Below are 20,619 nucleotides of genomic sequence, written 5' to 3' on the forward strand. Positions count from 1 at the left end.
ATAATAGGCCGGTAGCTCCCCGCTGTCGAGGAGTTTCCACGTCTGCATGCCAGCAAGACACTCTTTGGACGGGATTCCCATGCAGCTGCAGCACTCTATCTGGCTGTTTCACGCCATTCTCGCTACCGGCCTGGCCACCTGGCTGACCCTGGCCGCCATCAACAACCTGCACGCCTTCCACGGCTCCGTCTGGGCCATCGGCAACACCATGCGCATGGACCCGCTGCGCCAGGATCCGACCATCCAGACGCCGCTGCTGCGCCGCGCGCTCACGTCCTTGACCCTGCACCGGCTGTCGCTGGGCGTGGTGCTGGCCTTGCAACTGCTGGCGGCCATCGCCGCCTGGACGGGCGTGGCGCTGTTCTTCGGCGCCTCGCTGACGCAGGCGCTGCCCTGGCTGAACCTGGCCTTGTGCGCCATGGCCGCCTTTTTGCTGCTGATGCACCTGGGCGGCCTGTGGTTCGGCTACTGGATCGCGCAGGAAGGCTTGCAGACGACGCACCTGGTGCTGCTGCTATGGACCATCGGCCTGTTCTTTCTTTTCAACGCGCAGCGGACCTGATCAGCCTCCGCTGCGCCTCTTCTTCCCAGTTGTAAAGGACTTCATCATGAATACGAAAATCGTCGGCGCCTGCGCGCTGGCCATCACCCTGGCCGTCGCGGGCGCCGCGCTCTATCCGCGCGCTGAATCACAAGCCACTGCGCATGCGGCCGATGCCGCCGCCTACCCTGCCACCAAGGTGGCGCTGGTGCCCGTCGTACTGGGCACGCAGGAGCGCTACTTCGCTGGCGTAGGCGAACTGGAAGCGGCGCGCCAGGTGCAGGTGGCGGCCGAGACGGGCGGGCGCATCACGCAGATCCGCTTCGCATCAGGGCAGAGCGTGGCGGCTGGCGCCATCCTCGTCCAGCTCAATGATGCGCCGGAACAGGCGGCCCTGCTGCGCCAGCGCGCGCAGCTGAAGAATGCGGAAAGCAGCCATGCGCGCACCGCGCAGATGGTCAAGGAAAAGGCGGCCACGCAGGAGCAGCTCGATAGTGCGCTGGCCGCGCGCGATGCGGCGCTGGGCGACGTGCGCCAGACGGAGGCGCTGATCGCGCAAAAGACCATCCGCGCGCCGTTCGCCGGACAGCTGGGCATCCGCAAGGTGCACGCGGGCCAGTACCTGAACGCGGCCGACACGGTGGCCAGCCTGATCGACACGCAGTCGCTGATGGTGAACTTCGCCCTCGATGAACAGAGCAGCGCGAAGCTGGCGCCAGGCCAGGCCGTGCAAGTGCTGGTGGATGCTTATCCCGATGACATCTTCACGGCCAAGATCAATGCCATCGATCCGCTGATCGCTCGTTCGCGCATGGTGCAGGTGCAGGCGGTGCTCGCCAATCCGCGCGGCGCGCTCAGAGCGGGGATGTATGCGAACGTGCGCGTGGCGCGCGAGGCGGGCCAGCAGCTGACGGTGCCGGAAACGGCCGTGACCTACAGCGCGTATGGCGACACGGTCTTCGTCGCGCAGCAGGAAGGAAAACAGCCGCTCACCGTCAAGCGCGTGGGCGTGAAACTGGGCGAGCGGGCAGGGGGCCGGATCGCCATCCTCGACGGCTTGCGCGAGGGCCAGCGCGTGGTCGCTTCGGGCCAACTGAAACTGGCCGATGGCATGGCCGTGCAAGCGGTCGCCAATACCCTGGACGAAGTAAAACGCGCCGCGCCCAAGGCCGGCTCGTAAAGGAAAGACATCACCATGAAATTTACCGATTTATTCGTACGCCGCCCCGTGCTGGCGCTGGTGATCAGCACATTGATTTTGATGCTGGGCGTGGTCGCCATCCTGCAGTTGCCGATCCGCCAATACCCGATGCTCGAATCGTCGACCATCACGGTGAAAACCACGTATCCGGGCGCTTCGGCGGAACTGATGCAGGGTTTTGTCACGCAGCCGATCGCGCAAGCCGTATCGTCGGTGGAAGGCATCGATTACCTGACGTCGTCGTCGGTGCAGGGCAGCAGCACGGTCACCGTGCGCATGGAATTGAATCGCGATTCCACGCAGGCGCTGACGGAAGTCATGGCCAAGGTCAACCAGGTGCGCTACAAGCTGCCCGAAGGCGCTTTCGACCCCGTCATCGAACGCTCGGCCGGCGATTCCTCGGCCGTCGCCTATGTCGGCTTTGCCAGCGAGAGCGTGTCCGCACCCGCGCTGACGGATTACCTGGCGCGCGTCGTGCAACCGATGTTCGCCACCATCGACGGGGTGGCCAAGGTCGACGTGTATGGCGGCCAGCAACTGGCCATGCGTTTGTGGATCGACCCGGCGAAACTGGCGGCGCGCGGATTGACGGCGGCCGACGTGGCCGACGCCGTGCGGCGCAATAACTACCAGGCGGCGCCCGGCAAAGTGAAGGGACAATTCGTCGTCTCGAACATCAGCGTCAACACGGATCTGACCAGCGTGGCGGAGTTCCGCGACATGGTCATACGCAAGGGCGGCGATGACAGCGCGTCGCTCGTGCGTCTGAAAGACGTGGGCACGGTGGAACTGGGCGCGGCCGCCACGGAGACGAGCGGCATCATGGACGGCGTGCCGGCCGTGTACCTGGGCCTGTCGCCCACCCCGGGCGGCAACCCTTTGGTGATCGTCGACGGCATCAAAAAACTGCTGCCCGAAATCCAGAAAACCCTGCCACCGGGAGTGAAAGTCGAACTGGCGTTCGAGACGGCGCGCTTCATCCAGTCGTCCATCGACGAGGTGGCGCACACCCTGCTCGAAGCGCTGCTGATCGTCGTCATCGTCATCTACCTGTGCATGGGTTCCTTGCGCTCGGTGCTGATACCCATCGTGACGATCCCGTTGTCGATGCTGGGCGCGGCGGCGCTGATGCTGGCCTTCGGCTTCAGCATTAATCTGCTCACCCTGCTGGCCATGGTGCTGGCCGTGGGCCTGGTGGTCGACGACGCCATCGTCGTGGTGGAAAACGTGCACCGGCATATCGAGGAAGGCAAGACGCCCGTGGCGGCCGCCCTCGTCGGCGCGCGCGAAGTGGCCGGCCCCGTGATCGCCATGACGATCACCCTGGCCGCCGTGTATGCACCGATCGGCATGATGGGGGGACTCACGGGCGCGCTGTTCAAGGAATTCGCGCTCACGCTGGCCGGCGCCGTGGTGGTGTCGGGCGTGGTGGCCTTGACCTTGTCGCCCGTGATGAGCTCCTTGCTGCTGCAGCCCAAACAATCGGAAGGGCGCATGGCACGCGCCGCCGAGCATTTCTTCGAAGGCTTGACCTCGCGCTATGCGCGCCTGCTGGACCGCTCGCTGCACCACCGTTGGCTCAGTGCCGGTTTCGCCGCGCTGGTGATGGTCAGTTTGCCGTTTCTGTACCTGCTGCCGCAGCGCGAACTGGCGCCGGCGGAAGACCAGGCCAGCGTACTGACGGCGATCAAGGCGCCGCAGCACGCCAACCTCGATTACGTCGAGCGCTTTTCGTACAAGCTCGATGCCATCTACAAAAATATCCCCGAAACGGACTCGCGCTGGATCATCAATGGCGGTGAGGGTCCGGCATCGAGCATCGGCGGCATCAACCTGACGCCGTGGGCCGAACGCGCGCGCAACGCGGCCGTCATCCAGGCCGAATTGCAGCATGCGGTGGGCGACGTGGAAGGCACGAGCATCTTCGCCTTCCAACTGGCGCCCTTGCCGGGATCGAGCGGCGGCTTGCCCGTGCAGATGGTGCTGCGCAGCGCGCAGGATTACGCCACCCTGTTCCGCACCATGGAAGACGTCAAGCAGCGTGCGCGCGATAGCGGCCTGTTTGCCGTCGTCGACAGCGACCTCGATTACAACAACCCGGTGGTCAAAGTGCGCGTGGACCGCTCCAAGGCGAACAGCCTGGGCATCCGCATGCAGGATATCGGCGAGTCGCTGGCCGTGCTGGTGGGCGAAAATTATCTGAACCGCTTCGGCATGGATGGCCGCGCCTACGACGTCATCGCGCAGAGCCCGCGCGAACAGCGGCTCACGGCACAAGCCCTGACGCAGCAGTACGTGCGCGCCGACGATGGCAGCCTGCTGCCCCTGTCCGCCGTTGTCTCGGTGACGGAACAGATCGAGCCGAATATGCTGACGCAGTTCAACCAGCAAAATGCGGCCACCTTCCAGGGCGTGCCGGCGCCCGGCGTGACCCTCGGTGACGCCGTCGCCTTCCTCGATGGCGTGGCCAAGACCCTGCCGCCGGGCTTCAGCTACGACTGGCAGTCCGATGCGCGCCAGTTCGCCACGGAAGGCAATGCCCTGCTGCTGGCCTTCCTCGCGGCCGTCGTCGTCATCTACCTGGTGCTGGCGGCGCAGTATGAAAGCCTGACGGACCCGTTGATCATTTTGATCACGGTGCCGCTGTCGATCTGCGGCGCGCTGATTCCGCTGGCCCTGGGCTACGCCACCGTCAACATCTATACGCAGATCGGTCTCGTGACCTTGATCGGCTTGATCAGCAAACACGGCATCCTGATGGTGGAATTTGCCAACGAATTGCAGGTGCATGAACGGCTCGACCGCATCACGGCCATACGCAGGGCGGCGCAGATCCGCTTGCGCCCGATTTTGATGACGACGGCGGCCATGGTGGTGGGCCTGGTGCCGCTGCTGTTCGCCTCGGGCGCGGGCGCCAACAGCCGCTTCGGCCTCGGTGTGGTGATCGTCTCGGGCATGTTGATCGGCACCTTCTTTACCCTGTTCGTGCTGCCCACCGTCTACACCTTTTTGGCGCGCCGCCACACGGCCGACCATGCCACGCCGCGCGCACGCGATTTGTCGCAGGCGCTGAAGGAATCCCCATGAAACATTACCGTTATCTTGTCGCCCTCTTCCCCGTGCTGGCCGGCTGCGCCGTCAGCCCCGCCTATGTCACGCCGGGCACGCCCGACATCCATTTGGCCAGTCCACAGCAAGCGCAATTCGCACCGGGCGCGGGCGCCGTCAGCGAGGCCGCCTGGTGGACGTTTTTCGACGATGCACGCCTGTCGCAGCTGATCGCCGGCGCGCTCGAACACAACCTCGATATCGCCGAGGCGCAGGCGAATCTGCTGGCCGCGCGTGCCGTTTTCGACGAACGCCGGCTCGATGAACTGCCCACCGTCACGGGCCAGGCGGGATGGCAGCGCGCAGTCAAGCAGGACACGCCAGACAGCCGCGCCGCCAGCGCCAGCACGCGCGTAGGGTTCGATGCGCAATGGGAGATCGACCTGTTCGGCCGCCTCGGGCACATGAGCCGCTCGGCGCAGGCGCGCGCCGACGCGGCGCAAGCGGACTTGCGGCAGGTGCAGCTGACGATCGCCGCCGAAGTGGCGCGCAATTACTACGAGGCGCTGGGCTACCAGCAAAACCTGGCGCTGACGCAGGCGCAGGTGCACAGCTGGCGCGACACGGTGGCATTGACCGACGCGCGCATCCGCGCCGGCAGCGGCTTGCCGGAAGAGCGCCATAACGCGCTGGCCAACCTGGCGCGCAGCGAAGCGATGCTGCCGCCCTTGCAGGCGGGCTTGCGCCAGGCGCAGTACCGGCTCGATGTGCTGAGCGGACAAGCGCCAGGCGCCATCGCGCTGGCGACCACGCCCCGGCAACAGGCGCCGCTGGCGGGCCAGCTGCCGCTCGGCGACGTGAATCGCCTGATCAAGCAGCGTCCCGACGTGGTGCGCGCCGAGCGCCTGCTGGCCGCCTCCAGCGAAGACGTGGGCGCCGCCACGGCCGACCTGTATCCGCGCCTGAGCCTGGGCGGTTTCCTGGGCTTCTTTGCGCTGCGCGGCAGCGGCGTGTTCGACGGCGGTGCGCGCGCCTTCGAGGTGGCGCCATCGGTCAGCTATCCGGCCTTCCGCCTGGGCAGCGTCAAGGCACGCTTGCGCGGCACGCAAGCCGAAGCGCAGGGCGCGCTGGCGCGCTATGAGCAAACGATGTTGTTGGCGCAGGAAGACGTGGAAAACGCCGTCACGCAACTGGCGGAAAACCAGACGCGATTGGCGTCCCTGCTGCAGTCGGCGCGCCATGGCAACGCGGCCCTCGGCATCGCCAGCACGCGCTATCAGGGCGGTTCCGGCAGCTACCAGGCCGTGCTGGAAAACCAGCGCGCCTTGTACGATATCCGGCGCGAGGCGCTGCTGGCGGAAACGGCGTCCTACATCGATGCGATTGCCCTGTACAAGGCGCTGGGATGGGGGCAAACTATGTAGTATTTTTGATCAAAAGGAGATACGATGTTCACGCAAGGCAGCTGGCTCAATGCACCGGAAAATTGGTCCGCCGATGGCGCGCAATTGCGCGTGACAACGGACGCCAACACGGATTTCTGGCGCAAGACCTCGTACGGTTTTATCCGCGACAGCGGCCACTTTTTCGGCACCGGCATCGAAGGAGATTTCACGGCGCAGCTGCATGTGTCGGCGCAGTACGCAGCGCTGTACGACCAGGCGGGCCTGATGGTGCGCATCGATGCGGAAAACTGGATCAAGTGCGGCGTCGAATTTTCCGACGGCCAGCTGCTATTGAGCACCGTGCTGACGGTGGACACATCGGATTGGGCCGTCAGCCTGGCGCCCGCCATGCCGGACGGTTTCTGGCTGCGCGTGACGGTAGAAAAGGGCGCCATCCGCGTGCAGTATTCGACCGATGGCAAGCTGTGGCCGCTGCTGCGCCTGGCGCCATTTCCCGTGGCATCGCGCTACCTGGTCGGCCCCATGTGCTGCACGCCGGAACGCGCGGGGCTCGAAGTCGTGTTTTCGCAGTTTCCACCGGTCCCGGCACTGCAAAAGGATTTGCACGATCTCAGTTGAGTGGCCGTGCGTGCGTGGTGGATCAGGCGGCGGAATCGAGCCACTGATTCTCGACACACCATTGCCGCACGTCGGCTGTCAGTTGTGCTGAAACCGGCTGGAGTCCCGGGAGTTTTTTCTCGTATTTCCGGATGCTGGCTGCAAAAAATGTGAAGAAAGCGGCGCCGATCAATTTGCGTTGTCCCGGCGTGTCTTTTTTCACCGGCACGAAGTCTTCCTCGTCCATGGCGATATCGAGGCCGAACATGTTGTCGCTGGCGTAGTAGCGGCAAAAGGTTTTTCTCTGCAAGTCTTTCGGCACGCAGCGCAGGCACACAAACAATTCCCAGTCGAGGGCAGGATATTTTTCTTCCATCAAGGGACCAAGCTGCCGCAGTTCATGACCAATGTCAAAGACCTTGGTCCAGCTGGGCGAGTCCGATGTCGTGTCTATGCGCATCTTTGTTTTCTCCGAGTGCAAGAAGCCCATGATACGCACATCGACCTCCCGGCAGCGCACACGCACAGTGCCATCAGCTCAAGGCCGTATCAAGCACCATCATCAGCAGAAAACCGAACACCAGCGCGATACTGGAAAAACCGCCATTGCCGCTGCGGTGCGCCTCGGGAATGGCGTCGTGCACGATAACGAACAGCATGGCGCCGGCCGCCGCCGCCAAGCCCCACGGCAGCAGGGCGGACGAGAGGCCGATCAGGGCCAGGCCTGCAAGCGCCGCCACCGGTTCAACCAGGCCGGAGGCGGCGCCCATGGCCACCGACAGACGCCGGCCGTATCCCACGCTGCGCAGCGCCAGCGCCACGACCAGGCCTTCGGGCACATCCTGGATGGCGATGCCGGCCGCCAGCGCATTGGCGCTTTCCAGGTCGATGCCCGCATAGCCGACGCCGATCGCCAGTCCCTCGGGCAGGTTGTGCAAGGTGACGGCAAACACAAAAATCCACACTCTTTTCAGGCTGCTGGCGGCGACGGGCGCGCCGTGCTGCACGCGTTCGCGCACCACCAGGTTGAGCGCCACGATCAGCAGCATGCCCAGTCCCATGGCAAAGGCCACCAGCAGGCTGGCGTCCATGGGCGTTGCCACGCGCTGCCTGGCCGCCGCCAGCGCCGGTAGCACCAGAGAAAATGCGGTGGCCGCCAGCATCACGCCCGCGCCAAAACCGAGGAAGCAGTCGTAGCTGCGTTGCGAAAATTTGTGCGACAGCAGCACGGGCACGGTACCGAGTGCCGTGGCACCGGCCGCCATGGCGCCGCCGATCAGGGCCGGCGCCAGATGGGCATGGCGCAGCGTCAGCTGGGCTGCCAACGCGTACAACAAGCACAGAGCAGCACCGCCGCACAGGGCAAAGCCCAGTGCATGGGGCCAGGACCAATGCCTGGCCAGGGCCTGCAGCGCGCGCGGCGTGTTCACGCTGGTGGTGCCCGGCCAGCTGCGCTACAAGGGCATGGACGAGGTGCCGCCATCGCGCCCGTTGGGCCGCATCCCCAGCTCCGCGCCCGTCAGCGGGTCGGCATCGGGATTCGACGCCGTGCGCGCAGCCATTTGCTGCACGGTGGCCAGCTCGTCCTGCGGCAATTTCACTTCCGCCTCGCCCGTGCCGCCATCGACGGCCATCTGCTGGCGCGGGTCGGACACATACTGCCACTTGCCCCCCTGGTTCCACGGCCCCCGTTCCTCGCCCGGCCCCTGCGACATATTGAAATACACGTCCGCATATTGCGGGTCGCCCGGCAGTTTGCCCGGCGGGAAATTGGGCTCGATCGAATACAGGGCTTTTTCAAACGACTTCTGGTGCGCCACTTCGCGCGTCATCAGGAAACCCAGCGCTTCCTTCACGCCCGGGTCGTCCGTCAGGTTGATCAGGCGCTCGTAGACGATCTTGGCGCGCGCCTCGGCGGCGATATTCGAGCGCAGGTCGGCCGTCGGTTCGCCGATGGTGTCGATGTAGGCGGCCGTCCACGGCACGCCGGCCGAGTTGACCAGGGGTGCGCCGCCGCCGTACAGCACCTGCGTCACATGGCTGTCGTTGCCCGCGCCCGTGATATTGCGGTACAGCTCCGCCGCCTGGTCAACGCCCTCGGCCAGCCGGCCCTTGGCGCCCTTGTTGAGCATGACGACGATGTTGCCGATCACTTCCAGGTGGCTCAGTTCTTCCGTGGCGATATCGAACAGCATGTCCTTGCGGCCCGGATCGTCCTCGGACAAGGCTTGCGTAAAGTAGCGGCAGGCGGCGGCCAGCTCGCCCTGCGGGCCGCCGAATTGTTCCAGCATCAGGTTGGCCAGCCCGGGATTGGGCTGCTCCACCCTGACCGTGTATTGCAGTCGCTTGTTGTGTGCAAACATGGGGTTCTCCTCGTTCGCAGCACGCCGGCCTACTCGTGCTGATTCAGTGATCTGTGGATGTCCTTCGACTCGTTGCGGCCCGGCCGGTCATCGGCCAGCTTGCCCGCTTCGCTTTGCGGCCGCTGCGCCGCGCCCTTGACGTGGGCATTGCCATCGGGCTGCGTCAGGGTGGGCAGGTTTTCCTGCTCCACCGGGTCGGGCCCGCCCTGCGGCGTGATGACGTCATTTGCCCAGTGGCCGCTGTTGGCATTGCCGCTGGCCAGCTTGCCGCCGCCCTGGTTCGCATACGCATCGCCCTTGGCCTTATCGGCATCGGTCTTGTCCATGCGCGTGTTGCGCCCCTGGTCGGCGGGATGCTGCGGGGTGTTGCCGTGTTCGTCCTGCATGCGCTTCTCCTCGGTTGGTGGATGAAGTTCCATGCTACTGGCGCGCAGCGGCCGGCAAGATAGGCGCGCGGCGGGCCGGCGTGTAGGAAAGTGACTCGCGCAGCGCCTCAGCGCCGCCGCAGCCACAGCGCGCCGGCGGCCAGGCCGATGCCGAAGGCGCCGTACACCAGCAGCAGCGAGGGCCGCGACAGCCGCATCTCGTAGCCGGGCTGCAAACGGTGCGGCGTCAGCTGGTAATCCGTGAAACAGGCCACGGCCGTGGCGCCAGCCGCCGCCGCGACGGTGGACGCCACGCGGCGCCGGTCGAGGATGCGCGCCGCATAGCGCTCGAACAGCACGCCCCAGAACATGGCGCTGCAATGGTGGATGACATAGCCGACCAGGGTGTGCCTGAGCGAGGCGTCGTCGCGGCGCGCCGCCTCGTCGCCCCACAGCCAGTGGCTGACGGCGTTGACGGCAGCGAACACGCTGCCCGTTTCGCGCCGCCCGCACAGGGCCAGGGCGGCGGCGGACAGGAGGGAGGCAAGGCTGCCCGACAGGGCGCCATGACGCAGGGTGGCAGGCAAGGATGGCATGGTGGTCTCCTATGGTGATGCGGCAATGAACTGAAACGAAAAAGGCGAATCCAACTCCCATCAGGAAAGGGCATCGATGCGCATACTGCTGACGGGGGCGAGCGGTTTCATTGGAACGCATGTTTCGACCGCGCTGCTGGCCGAAGGTTTCCAGCTCGCGTGCACAACACGCCGCGCGCCGCCGCACGCGCGCAGCGGCGAAGGGCCGCGCGTGCGCCTGATCGAGGCCGATTTTGCGCGCGACACGGCCAAGGCCGCGTGGCTGCCGCGCCTGGACGGTATCGACGTCGTCATCAACTGCGTCGGCATCATCGCCGAGCATGGCACGCAGACGTTTGCGGCCCTGCACACGCGGACGCCGCGCGCCCTGTTCGCCGCCTGCGCCGAGAGCGAGGTGCAGCTGGTGATACAGCTGTCTGCCCTGGGCGCCGACGAAGGCGCCGTCTCGCCCTACCATCTGAGCAAGAAGGCGGCCGACGATTTTCTCGCCAGCCTGCCGCTGCGAGCCGTCATCGTACAGCCTTCGCTCGTGTATGGCGACGATGGCGAAAGCGCGCGCCTGTTCCGCATGCTGGCCAGCCTGCCCGTGTATCCCCGCTTCGGCCCCGCGCCGCAGCCGGTGCAACCCGTGCACGTGGACGACTTAAGCGACCTGATCGTCGCGCTGGTGCGCGGCGCGGGCGCGCTGGGAGGCCAGAAGACGCGCCGCGTGCCCGTCGTGGGGCCGCAGGCGCTGCCGTTTACTGCCTACCTGGCGGCCCTGCGCGCGGCCATGAGGCTGGGACGCCTGCGTGTCGTGCCGCTGCCCCGGTGGCTGATGCCGCCCGTGCTGCTGCTGGCCAGGCTGCTGGGCTTTGCCATGCCGGACCGCGCCACCCTGGGCATGCTCGAACGGGGCAATACCGCCGATGCGGGGCTCACGCGGCGTTTGCTGGGGCGCGCGCCGCGGCCCGTGGCGCAGTTCATCAGCGACGCGCGCGGCGCGGCCGTGCGCGCCCAGCTGGACTGGCTGCTGCCCGTGCTGCGCCTGTCGATTGCCATCGTATGGATCGCCACGGCCATCGTCTCGGCAGGCGTCTATCCGCTTGAAGACAGCTATGACCTGCTCGAGCGCAGCGGCGTGCCGCCCGCCTGGGCACCGCCGCTGCTGGCGGGCGCCTGCCTGTTCGACCTGCTGCTCGGCATGGCCACCCTGGCGCTGCGTCCGCCGTGGCGGCGCTGGCTATGGCCGCTGCAGGCCGCCCTCATCGTGTTCTATACCGGCTGGATCGCCGTGTTCCTGCCAGAATTCCTCTGGCATCCGTACGGCCCCCTGACGAAAAACCTGCCCATGCTGGCGGCCCTGTGGCTGCTGTACCAACTGGAGGAACATCCATGGAATACCTGATCGTCAAATGGCTGCACATCGTCTCGTCGACCCTGCTGTTCGGCACCGGCATCGGCTCGGCCTTCTACCTGTTGTTCACGAGCCTGAGCCGCGACGTGCGCGCCATCGCCGTCGTCAGCCGCCACGTGGTGCGTGCCGACTGGCTGTTTACGGCCACGACGGTGGTGTTCCAGCCCCTGAGCGGCTTTTACCTGGCCCACCTGGCCGGTTATCCCTTGAGCAGCCGCTGGATCGTCTGGTCCGTGGTGCTGTACCTGGTGGCGGGCGCCTGCTGGCTACCCGTCGTGTGGCTGCAGATGCGCATGCGCGACATGGCGCAGGCCAGCGCGCGCGACGACCAGGACTTGCCCGCGCTGTACTGGCGCTACCTGCGTATCTGGACGGCGCTGGGCGTGCCCGCCTTCTTCGCCCTCATCGTCGTGTTTTACCTGATGACGGCCAAGCCGGCTTGAACACGCATCACCGGGTTTGCGTCAGTGTTTGCGGCCCTGCTTCTTGCCGCCGCCGGCACCCTTGCCGGAACCGGCCTTCGTATGGCTGGCCGCATCCTTGCCGCGCTTGCCAACATCATTGTCGGTGCTGCTTTTTTCTTCCGTGGGGCCGGCCGACTGGCGGTTCTGGCCAGCCTGCGATTTTTGCTTGGTCATGAGGCGCTCCTGATGAACGAGGGGACCCTGTCAGCCTAGCCGCCGCAGCGCCATTGTCCATCGGCGCGCCCGCCGCCATGCTGTAGGATCAATCCGCCCGCGCGGCCCACGTTTCATGCAGGTGGCGCCACAGCAAGGCGCCATCGGGCGTTTTTTCATACACGACGGTGGACCAGCGCTCGGTGTTTTCCGCGCCCGGCAACGACTGGAATTCGCGGTAGGAGACGGTCGCACCGGCGGCGCTTTCCTGGATCAGCTGCAAGTCCGTGATGCGCATGGCAAGGCCCGGGCGGCTGCCGCCAGCGCCCTGGAAAAACCTGGTCAAGCCAAAGTGATCGAGCCGCATCCCGCCCGGCGCCACCATCGTAAAGTCGGGCGAAAACCGCGCCAGCAATTGCGCGCAGTTTTCCGCCGCCGCCTCGCCAGAAAGCCATGCACGGATCAGCACATGCGTGGATAAAACGTCGTCAAAATAGGGGTTCGTTGCAGTCATTTTTTTGCTACTCCATGGTGATGTAAAAGGTCGAGAACGGCGCGGTTGTCGATGCGCAGGCACAGTGCCAAAGGCAGTAAGCACGAGGCGGCGGCCAGCGCAAAGCACCAGTGAAACACCTGCGCCGCACGCAGATGCTGGGCGGGGTCGTCGAGGATGCTGATACCCTGCGCCGCCAGCAAGCCATTGAGTAATACGCTGAGCAGCGCGACGCCCAGGCAAAAGCCCAGCTGACGGTTGATATTCCACACGGCGCTGGCCTGGCTCAGCTGCCCGTCCGGCGTGCGCAAGAAGGCCGTGCTTTGCGCCGTGCTGCTGCACAAGCCGCCGCCAAAGCCCATCACGGCATACGCGCCGGCCAGCCAGAACAGCTGATCGGCCGCCTCCACGCGCAGCAGCATCAGCATGCCCGCCGCCTGCAGCAGAGCGCCGGCAATGAACAGCGGTTGCGGCCCCACGCGGCGGTAGCTTTTGCCGGTCAGCGAAATGGCGGCAAACGAGGCCAGCGCCCACGGCAGCATCAGCGCGCCCGCCTTGGACGCCGACATGCCCAGTACGCCCTGCAGATACAGCATGGCCAGCAGGCTCACGCCCATGAAGACACCCGGCACCAGCAGATACATGAGCATGGCAATGCGCAGCAGCGGTTCGGCGGCCAGGCGCAGGTTGAGCAGCGGCGTCGATTTGCGCAACGCGCCGCGCACATAGCCCCAGGCGCAGGCTACGCCCAGCGCCAGCACGCCGGCGCCGGCCAGCAGCTCGTCCGGCGTGCCCAGCATGGTCAAACCCAGCAACAGCAGCAAAATCGCCGTGCTGCCCGCCAGCAGGCCGCCCACGTCGAGACGGGGCACGGCTGCGCGCGGCGGGTCGGGGCGCAGCCAGCAGGCGGCCAGCAGCAGCGCCAGCGCGGCAAACGGCACGTTCAAATAGAAAATCCAGCGCCACGACAGGCTGTCGACGATGACGCCGCCCAGCGCGGGCGACAGGGCGGGCGCCAGCAAGCCCACGAGCATGATGACGGAGGACAGTCCCGGACGCTCGGCAGGCTGGTACAGCTGGTAGGTCATGCTTTGCCCCAGCGGAATAAGCAAGCCGCCGCCCAGGCCCTGCACGCAGCGCCAGGCGATCAGCGCTTCGATCGATGGCGCCAGGCCGGCGCCGATGCTGGCGACTAAAAAAGTTAGCAACGATGCCATGAACACGGTTTTGCTGCCATAACAGGCAGCCAGCCAGGCGCTGGCCGGGATGACGATGGTCAGGCCGAGGATGTAGGCGGTGCTGATCCAGGCCAGCTGCGCCACCGAGGCGTGCAGGGCATGGCCGATGTCGGGATAGGCGACGCTGGTGATGAACATGTTGATCAGGTCGACGAAGAACCCCAGCAGATAGATGGCCGCGACCTTTTTGCGATAGTCCATGGTGCTCCAAATGGCAAACGGCCAGCTTAAGCTTTCATCGCCATTTGCGTAACGGGCCAGCCCCGACTACACTGTCAAATCCATTTTGACAAAGCCCTGCAAGCCGCATCTCTCCTCACTTCACTCCATGATCAGTCTTGACCGCCTCAGTATTTTTATCGCCATCGTCGATGCCGGTTCGCTGACGGCGGCCGCCGCCGTGCTGGGCCAGAGCAAGGCCGTCGTCAGTTTTAATTTGAAACAGCTGGAGGCGGAGCTGGGCGTGTCGCTGCTGACGCGCAGCACGCGCAGCCTGGCGCTGACCGACGTGGGGCGGCGCTTTTATGAAGACTGCCAGCGCGTGCTCAGCGAAGCGCAGGGTGCCATCGAAACGGCGCGCCAGGGTCACCAGGGCTTGCGCGGCACCTTGCGCCTGACCACCACCGTCGAATACGGCAGCCGCACGGTAATCCCCGCGCTGATCGCCTTTGCCGCCGCCCACCCGCAGCTGCAGATCCAGCATTCGTCGTCATCCTCGCATGAAGACCTGATCTCGGGTCGGTATGACCTGGCCATCCGCATGGGTTCCCTCAACGATTCGAGCTACCGCGCCGCGCTGATCGAGCCATATGCGATCTGGCCCGTCGCCTCGCCCGCCTACCTGGCCAGCCTGCCAGCCAAGGGCATCGCCAGTTTGGACGAGCTGCAGCGCGCACGCTGGCTGGCGCACAGCCGCCTGGCCGCGCCGCTGCGCTGGGACGTGCAGACACCGGATGGCCCCGCCGCCTTTTCAGTACAGGACGACGCCGCCATCCATTCCGACTCCGCCTCGGCCCTGCTGGGCTTTGCACTGGGCGGCTGCGGCGTGGCCCTGCTGCCGCAGTGGCAGGTGGAGGGGGAAGTGCGCGCGGGACGCCTGCGCCGCCTGCTGCCCGACGTCGTCTTCCCGGAGCAGGGCGTGTATGCCGTGTATCCGAACACCCAGCATATCGCGGAAAAAGTACGCGCCTTTATCGACTTTTTGCGCGCCTTCGTAGGCATGCCGGACTGAGGTTTCACGTGGTCAATATTTGTTGAACACAACGATTTCCAAGGGGCAAACGGGCGCCACTTTCGTTTTTAGCGGCCTACACTGGCAGGACGTTGTTCACCGATTGGAGACCATCATGGCACATACATTGGCAGCAGTTTTCACCGCGCGCGATATGGCCGAGCGCGCCCGGCACGACCTGATCACGGCTGGCTTCCCCGGCGCCAGCATCCGCCTGCACGATGCGGGCAGTGACGACATGTCCGCCACCGAAAACATCCGCCGCGACGACAGCGACAGCCTGCTCGACAGCGTCAAGCATTTCTTCACCGACCTGTTCGGCAGCCACGCCGACCGCCACATCTATGCGGAAGCCGTGCGGCGCGGGCATGTCGTGCTGACCTTGGAAGAGGCGAGCGACGCCGACATCCAGCGCGCCACCGACATCGTCGAACGCTACGCGCCGCTCGACATCGACGCGCACGCGGACCACTGGCGCGCCGGCGGCTGGCAAGGCGCGCCGCAAGACGCCAGCGCGATGCGCCAGGGTGCCAGCATGCAGTCCGATACGTCATCGCAGCAGGGCAGCATGAACGAGGCGCCAGGGTCGCAGCAGTTTGCCACCGACATGGCCCCGCCGCCGTCCAGCGCGGGCGCCAACGTGCGCCGCTATCCCAGCGCCGACAACCTGCCCGGCACCAATTACGACGACGAGCAGTACTACCGCAGCCACTGGAGCGCCACCTATGTCACCACCGGCGCGCGTTTCGAGGACTACGATCCCGCCTACCGCTATGGCCATTCGATGGCGAACAGCGACAGCTACCGGGGCCGCCCATGGGACGACGTGGAAGCGGACCTGCGTTCCACGTGGGAGCACACGTATCCGCAATCGGCGTGGGACAAGTTCAAGGCGGCCGTCAAGCATGGCTGGGAACGCGTGACGTCCTGACGCGCGGGGAGGGGGATCCCCCCTCTCAGCGCCCCTCGTGCGTGAGCTTGAGGAAGTGGTTCAGAATGTGGAAATGGTCTTCGAAGAATTGCTCTTCCATGGCAGGCAACGCGGCCACGGGCACCCATTGCGCCAGCGCCGCATCGTCGGCCGCCGTCACGGCCGGCAGCTGGCGCGTCTTCAAATCGAAGTAATGCGCATGCGTGATGGTGCGCCCGCGCTGGCTGCGGTCCGGGTGGTCGAACACGGCCACGCCGACCAAGGCCTCGACGAGGGTGGGCGCCAGCACGCCCAGCTGGGTTTCCTCCGCCAGTTCGCGCAGGGCGCCCTGCAGCAGGCGTTCGCGCGGTTCCAGGAAGCCGCCGGGCAGCGCCCATAAATCCTTGCCCGGATAGCCGCCACGGCGCACGAGCAGCACGTGGCCGCCCGTCTGCACCAGCGCATCGACGGTGGTGAAGATGGGCGGATACGGCGCCGCGCGCCAGCGCGCTTTATACGCTTCGATGGCGCGGTATTCCTGCACCAGCGGCGCGTACCACGGCAGCAAGGTCCACGCTTTTACATACTGGCCGATGGCCGCCGGCAGCAGCTGCGCCACGGCGCTCAGCGACACGTCCACGTCTTCCGCCTCGAACAGCACGTTGCGGATGGCCGTCGCGCCGATGGGCGCGCCAGGGTCGATCTCCAGGTTCAACAGCTGCCAATGGGGGAAGTGATGCAGGTAGTAACTGGTGGCGTCCTTGAAGCAGGCCACCAGCATCACGCGCTGCGCCTTCGGCACGGCGCCCGCCACAGCGTGCCGCACGGCGTCAGCCCACAGGCCATCATCGTAGTAATCGCGCACGGCCACGTAATGCACGCGCGCACGCTGCGCCTCGGGCAAGGTCGCGGCGATCATGGCGGCCCGCTCCTGCCACGTAAACGGGTTCTTCGGGCTGCGCGCATGGAAGGCCGAGCCGAGCACCACCACCACTTGCGCGGCCGTCGTCAGGGCCTTTTGCAGCAAGCCCGCATGGCCATTGTGAAAAGGCTGGAAGCGGCCGATCAGGATGGCCGCGTCGGCAGGATAGGATGGGGTCATGCGTCGTCTCCGGTGGGGTAGTGGGCGGCAATCGGCAATTGACGCCCGCTGCCAAAGGCGCGCGAACGCACGCGGATGATGGGTGCCGCCTGGCGCCGCTTGTATTCGTTGCGGGCGACCATGCCGAGGATGCGCGTCACCAGAATCCGCCCCTCGTCCGTCTCGCGCAGCTGGTCGACCAGGGTCAACGCCTGCGCGCTTTCTGGCGCCGGCAGGCGGCGTCCCTCGATATGCCATTTGAGAATGTCATCGAGCACGGGATACGGCGGCAAACTGTCGGTGTCGCGCTGGCCCGGCGCCAGTTCCGCCGACGGCGGTTTATCGAGCACGGCGACGGGGATCAGTTCGCGCCCGGCGCTGGCGTTGATATGGCGCGACAGGGCGAACACCTCCGTTTTATACAGGTCGCCGATCAAGCCCAGTCCCCCGTTCGTGTCGCCGTACAGGGTGCAGTAGCCAACCGAGATTTCGCTCTTGTTGCCGGTGGTGAGCAGCAGGGCGCCAAATGCGTTCGAGTATTCCATCAGGATCGTGCCGCGCACGCGCGCCTGCAGGTTTTCCAGCGGCAGTCCCTGCAGCTTGCCGTCGAAGGCTTGCGCATAGCCGGTTTCGTATTGCGCCACGATGTCGCGTATCGGATGCGTGTAGAGCGCGATGCCCAGGTTGGCGCACAGGGCGACGGAATCGGTGACGGAGCCGGCGCTGGAAAACACGGATGGCATGGTGATGCCCACGACGTTGTCGGCGCCCAGCGCCTCGACGGCCAGGGCCAGGGTCAGCGCCGAATCGATGCCGCCCGAGCAGCCGACGACGACTTGCGTAAAGCGGCAGCGGCGCGCGTAGTCGCGTAATCCCAGCACGATCTGGCGCCGCGCAAATTCCACGGCGGGGATGCCGTCCGGGTCGGGCACGGGAAACGCGGTACCGTCGGTACGCGTAAATCGGCCGTCGGCAAAGCGCAGCAATGGAAAATCTTCGACGAAGCGGGCCGCCTCGAATTGCACGCCCTGGCTCGGCGACATGGCGAACGAGGCGCCGTCGAACACGAGCTGGTCCTGGCCGCCCACCTGGTTGACAAACAGCAGGGGCAGATTGACGCGCTTGCAGGCGGCGCCAAACACGGTGTGGCGCTGCGCGCGCTTGCCGATGTCGGAAGGGCTGGCGTTGATGCTGACGACGAGGTCGGGCCGCGCCGCGTGCAGGGCGTCGAAGGGGTTGACGGCGTAGGCGCGGCCATCGTCATTCCAGCCATCCTCGCAAATCATGAAGCCGACCTTGCAGCCGGCGATATCCAAGGTGCAGGCGCCGGGCGGGCCCGGCTCGAAATGGCGGCCCTCGTCAAAGATGCCGTAAGTGGGCAGCAGCTGCTTGTAATATTCGGCCACGATGCGCCCGTCACGGATGGCCAGCAAGGCGTTGTACAGGGGCTTGCCGACGCCGGAGTTGGGCCGCGCCGTGCCGATGACGGTAAGCAGTGCCGGCCAGCGCGTGGATGCCTGCAGCACGGTATCGAGCGCCTGCTGCATGCCGCGCAGGAAGGCGGCATCCTCAAACAGGTCGCCCGGGTAATACGCGCACAACGACAGTTCTGGGCAGACGAGCAGGTCCGCGCCTTCCTCGCTGGCGCGCTGCATGCGCGCGATGATGGCGGCGACATTGGCGTCGAAGTCGCCCACGGTGGGATTCATCTGGGCGAGGGCGATGGTCAGCATGGCGATCTTTCAGTTGGTTGCGCTTGAAACCACTATCCTGCCTGAAAATTTTTCTGAGCGTACTGATGCAACCGTGCAAGCCCGCCGATCCCGCTACAAGGTCTTGAGCCAGGCCCGCAAGCGCGTGCGCGCATTCGCATATGGCGACGATGTGTTGAACTGAATCATGCGCCCCATTGTGTAATGCGTGTACCAGGGCTGGCCATACAATTGCGCGTCATCATGCGCTTCGACCAGCGCCAGCAACTGGTTTTTCGCCTGCTCCAGACGCTGCAGCAAGTCGTCCATGCCCAGTTCAGCATAGTCGGCATAGAAGCGCTGCGCCAGTTTTCCCAGAGCGTTCCACGTGAAACCTTCGGCGGGAAAGGCGATGTCCTCGATGCGTTTGCCGTCGCGCAGCTGCGCGTGCCAGTGCAAAACCAGCTCATTCCAGCCGACCAGGTAGGCGAGCAGATCGCATACGCTCATGCGCGTGCCCGCCACTTGCCCTTCCAGCACGGGCTCGCGCGATAGCGCCGGCGGCACGCGCGCCAGCTCCTGTACCAGTTTCGCATACGTGCTGGTAATCGCTTCGATCAGTTCCGACTTGTTGTTGGGGACCGCCATCACGCCGCCTTGACGACAGGCAAGCCGGCCGCCTGCCAGTCGTCGTAGCCGCTGCCGAGACGGCGCGCGTGCAAGCCGTGCTGGCGCAAGGCCGCCACGGCCTGCACGGACAGCACGCAATACGGGCCACGGCAGTAGGCGGCGATCTCTGCGTGCGCGGGCAACTCGCCGAGCCTGCGCTGCAAGTCATCAAACGGAATATTAACCGCACCGGGCAAGTGCCCGGCGGCAAACTCCTGCGCGGGCCGCACGTCGAGCACGGTGATGCTGGCTTCGCGCATGCGCTCGAGCAGCTCGTCGCCCGTGATCGCTTCCACATGGTCGCCGCGGCCCAGCGCCTGCAACTCGCTGCGCTGGTGCTGCGCGTACACGTCCAGCGCGGCCAGCAGTTGCACGATGGGGCCGCTGCCGAGCCGGTACAGCACGCGCTTGCCATCGCGCCGCGCCTGCACGAAACCGGCGCGCCGCAACTGCTGCAAATGCTGGGAGGTATTGGCCACGGACAAGCCCGTCAACTCCACCAGCTGCTCCACCGCATATTCGCCATGCGCGATCTGCTCGAGCAGGCGCAAACGCGGCGCGCTGCCTAAAATATGGGCAAACCCGGCGGAACCGGTGAGGAATTCGATATCGACATTTTTCATTGACACGATGCTAGCACCCTTATAACATTCAAGCAATAAATTGAATGTTAGGAGCGGCAATGCAAATACTCTGGCTCGATGCACTGGCAATCGGCGTGGGCGCGACGGCGGTGATGGATGTGTGGGCAGTGGCCTTGAAACGCTTCTGGTGCATCCCCTCGCTGAACTTTGCGATGGTGGGGCGCTGGCTCGGCCATTTGCCGCGCGGCACCGTGACGCACACCAATATTGCCCAGGCGGCGCCCGTGCGCGATGAAGCCATCCTGGGCTGGACGGCCCACTACGTGATCGGCGTGCTGTTTGCGGCCGTGCTGCTGGCGCTGGTGGGACCGGAGTGGGTCAGCCAGCCGACGTTCGCGCCGGCGCTGCTGGCGGGCCTCGTGAGCGTGGCCGCGCCATTTTGCATCTTGCAGCCGGGCATGGGCGCCGGTCTGGCCGCCAGCAAGACGCCGCATCCGCCCGCCGCTCGCCTGCGCAGCCTGATGGCCCACACGGCGTTCGGCGTCGGCCTGTACCTGGCGGCCCTGCTGTGGTCGACCGTGCGCTGACTTGT

General features: G+C 65.8%; 22 protein-coding genes. 10 read left to right on the plus strand and 12 right to left on the minus strand.

What is annotated here, in order from left to right; all coding sequences use genetic code 11:
• Positions 1-79: 79 nt before the first annotated feature.
• From AC4BCN_RS01340 to AC4BCN_RS01360, 5 genes are read left to right on the plus strand one after another with little or no spacing between them, the layout of a single operon-like run.
• Complete coding sequence (locus AC4BCN_RS01340) at positions 80-562, plus strand: DUF2165 family protein (protein WP_485880893.1); 483 nt, start codon at positions 80-82, stop codon at positions 560-562.
• A gap of 46 nt (positions 563-608) precedes the next feature.
• Positions 609-1,721 carry an efflux RND transporter periplasmic adaptor subunit gene (locus AC4BCN_RS01345; protein WP_490492398.1) on the plus strand — a complete coding sequence of 371 codons (1,113 nt, stop codon included), beginning with the start codon at positions 609-611 and terminating at the stop codon, positions 1,719-1,721.
• Between the two features lie 15 nt (positions 1,722-1,736).
• Entirely contained in the window at positions 1,737-4,829 is a 3,093-nt protein-coding gene (locus tag AC4BCN_RS01350) for a MexW/MexI family multidrug efflux RND transporter permease subunit (protein WP_490492399.1), read from the plus strand.
• Positions 4,826-6,214 (plus strand): efflux transporter outer membrane subunit, encoded by a 1,389-nt coding sequence (locus tag AC4BCN_RS01355; RefSeq protein WP_490492400.1) that lies wholly within the window; start codon positions 4,826-4,828, stop codon positions 6,212-6,214. The genes AC4BCN_RS01350 and AC4BCN_RS01355 overlap by 4 nt, the downstream gene beginning before the upstream one ends.
• Positions 6,215-6,238: 24 nt before the next feature.
• Positions 6,239-6,814, plus strand: a complete 576-nt coding sequence (locus AC4BCN_RS01360; RefSeq protein WP_490492401.1) for a DUF1349 domain-containing protein — start codon at positions 6,239-6,241, stop codon at positions 6,812-6,814.
• 22 nt (positions 6,815-6,836) lie between these two features.
• On the opposite strand, the gene AC4BCN_RS01365 is transcribed toward AC4BCN_RS01360, so the two are convergent.
• The 5 genes from AC4BCN_RS01365 to AC4BCN_RS01385 form a co-directional block, all read right to left on the minus strand.
• Complete coding sequence (locus tag AC4BCN_RS01365; protein WP_034752584.1) at positions 6,837-7,253, minus strand: Imm44 family immunity protein; 417 nt, start codon at positions 7,251-7,253, stop codon at positions 6,837-6,839.
• 73 nt (positions 7,254-7,326) lie between these two features.
• On the minus strand, positions 7,327-8,223 hold the full coding sequence (locus AC4BCN_RS01370) for a ZIP family metal transporter (protein WP_490492402.1): 897 nt from the start codon (positions 8,221-8,223) through the stop codon (positions 7,327-7,329).
• A gap of 24 nt (positions 8,224-8,247) precedes the next feature.
• Complete coding sequence (locus AC4BCN_RS01375) at positions 8,248-9,156, minus strand: manganese catalase family protein (RefSeq protein ID WP_128140700.1); 909 nt, start codon at positions 9,154-9,156, stop codon at positions 8,248-8,250.
• 29 nt (positions 9,157-9,185) lie between these two features.
• Positions 9,186-9,542: a hypothetical protein gene (locus AC4BCN_RS01380; protein ID WP_436482132.1), complete on the minus strand. Its 357-nt coding sequence runs from the start codon at positions 9,540-9,542 to the stop codon at positions 9,186-9,188.
• Between the two features lie 107 nt (positions 9,543-9,649).
• Positions 9,650-10,117 carry a hypothetical protein gene (locus AC4BCN_RS01385; protein WP_128140702.1) on the minus strand — a complete coding sequence of 156 codons (468 nt, stop codon included), beginning with the start codon at positions 10,115-10,117 and terminating at the stop codon, positions 9,650-9,652.
• A 76-nt stretch (positions 10,118-10,193) separates the two neighbouring features.
• Here AC4BCN_RS01385 and AC4BCN_RS01390 point away from each other — a divergent pair, with 76 nt between their 5' ends.
• Positions 10,194-11,504 carry an SDR family oxidoreductase gene (locus tag AC4BCN_RS01390; RefSeq protein ID WP_490492403.1) on the plus strand — a complete coding sequence of 437 codons (1,311 nt, stop codon included), beginning with the start codon at positions 10,194-10,196 and terminating at the stop codon, positions 11,502-11,504.
• Positions 11,492-11,956: a DUF2269 family protein gene (locus tag AC4BCN_RS01395; RefSeq protein WP_490492404.1), complete on the plus strand. Its 465-nt coding sequence runs from the start codon at positions 11,492-11,494 to the stop codon at positions 11,954-11,956. Before AC4BCN_RS01390 ends, AC4BCN_RS01395 begins: the two co-directional genes overlap by 13 nt.
• Positions 11,957-11,977: 21 nt before the next feature.
• Here AC4BCN_RS01395 and AC4BCN_RS01400 read toward each other — a convergent pair whose 3' ends face one another.
• The 3 genes from AC4BCN_RS01400 to AC4BCN_RS01410 form a co-directional block, all read right to left on the minus strand.
• Positions 11,978-12,151, minus strand: coding sequence for a hypothetical protein (locus AC4BCN_RS01400; protein ID WP_490492405.1), 174 nt, complete (start codon positions 12,149-12,151; stop codon positions 11,978-11,980).
• Positions 12,152-12,239: 88 nt separating this feature from the next.
• Complete coding sequence (locus AC4BCN_RS01405; RefSeq protein ID WP_490492406.1) at positions 12,240-12,644, minus strand: DUF4440 domain-containing protein; 405 nt, start codon at positions 12,642-12,644, stop codon at positions 12,240-12,242.
• Complete coding sequence (locus AC4BCN_RS01410) at positions 12,641-14,062, minus strand: MFS transporter (RefSeq protein WP_490492407.1); 1,422 nt, start codon at positions 14,060-14,062, stop codon at positions 12,641-12,643. Before AC4BCN_RS01410 ends, AC4BCN_RS01405 begins: the two co-directional genes overlap by 4 nt.
• 127 nt (positions 14,063-14,189) lie before the next feature.
• Here AC4BCN_RS01410 and AC4BCN_RS01415 point away from each other — a divergent pair, with 127 nt between their 5' ends.
• Together AC4BCN_RS01415 and AC4BCN_RS01420 are read left to right on the plus strand one after the other, a co-directional pair.
• Positions 14,190-15,092, plus strand: coding sequence for a LysR family transcriptional regulator (locus AC4BCN_RS01415; protein WP_490492408.1), 903 nt, complete (start codon positions 14,190-14,192; stop codon positions 15,090-15,092).
• Between the two features lie 115 nt (positions 15,093-15,207).
• Positions 15,208-16,023, plus strand: a complete 816-nt coding sequence (locus AC4BCN_RS01420; RefSeq protein WP_490492409.1) for a hypothetical protein — start codon at positions 15,208-15,210, stop codon at positions 16,021-16,023.
• Between the two features lie 25 nt (positions 16,024-16,048).
• On the opposite strand, the gene AC4BCN_RS01425 is transcribed toward AC4BCN_RS01420, so the two are convergent.
• The 4 genes from AC4BCN_RS01425 to AC4BCN_RS01440 all read right to left on the minus strand — a co-directional run bounded on the left by AC4BCN_RS01425 (position 16,049) and on the right by AC4BCN_RS01440 (position 20,066).
• Entirely contained in the window at positions 16,049-17,104 is a 1,056-nt protein-coding gene (locus AC4BCN_RS01425; protein WP_070303204.1) for a bifunctional nicotinamide-nucleotide adenylyltransferase/Nudix hydroxylase, read from the minus strand.
• Positions 17,101-18,816, minus strand: a complete 1,716-nt coding sequence (locus AC4BCN_RS01430; protein WP_490492410.1) for an NAD+ synthase — start codon at positions 18,814-18,816, stop codon at positions 17,101-17,103. The genes AC4BCN_RS01425 and AC4BCN_RS01430 overlap by 4 nt, the downstream gene beginning before the upstream one ends.
• A gap of 93 nt (positions 18,817-18,909) precedes the next feature.
• Positions 18,910-19,422 (minus strand): ClbS/DfsB family four-helix bundle protein, encoded by a 513-nt coding sequence (locus AC4BCN_RS01435; protein WP_490492411.1) that lies wholly within the window; start codon positions 19,420-19,422, stop codon positions 18,910-18,912.
• Entirely contained in the window at positions 19,422-20,066 is a 645-nt protein-coding gene (locus AC4BCN_RS01440; protein ID WP_456148128.1) for an ArsR/SmtB family transcription factor, read from the minus strand. The genes AC4BCN_RS01435 and AC4BCN_RS01440 overlap by 1 nt, the downstream gene beginning before the upstream one ends.
• Before the next feature lie 59 nt (positions 20,067-20,125).
• On the opposite strand from AC4BCN_RS01440, the gene AC4BCN_RS01445 reads away from it, so the two are divergent.
• Positions 20,126-20,614, plus strand: coding sequence for a DUF2938 domain-containing protein (locus AC4BCN_RS01445; RefSeq protein ID WP_490492412.1), 489 nt, complete (start codon positions 20,126-20,128; stop codon positions 20,612-20,614).
• The last annotated feature ends 5 nt before the right edge of the window (positions 20,615-20,619 follow it).

The sequence above is a fragment of the Janthinobacterium sp. Bl 1 genome (assembly GCF_058215535.1).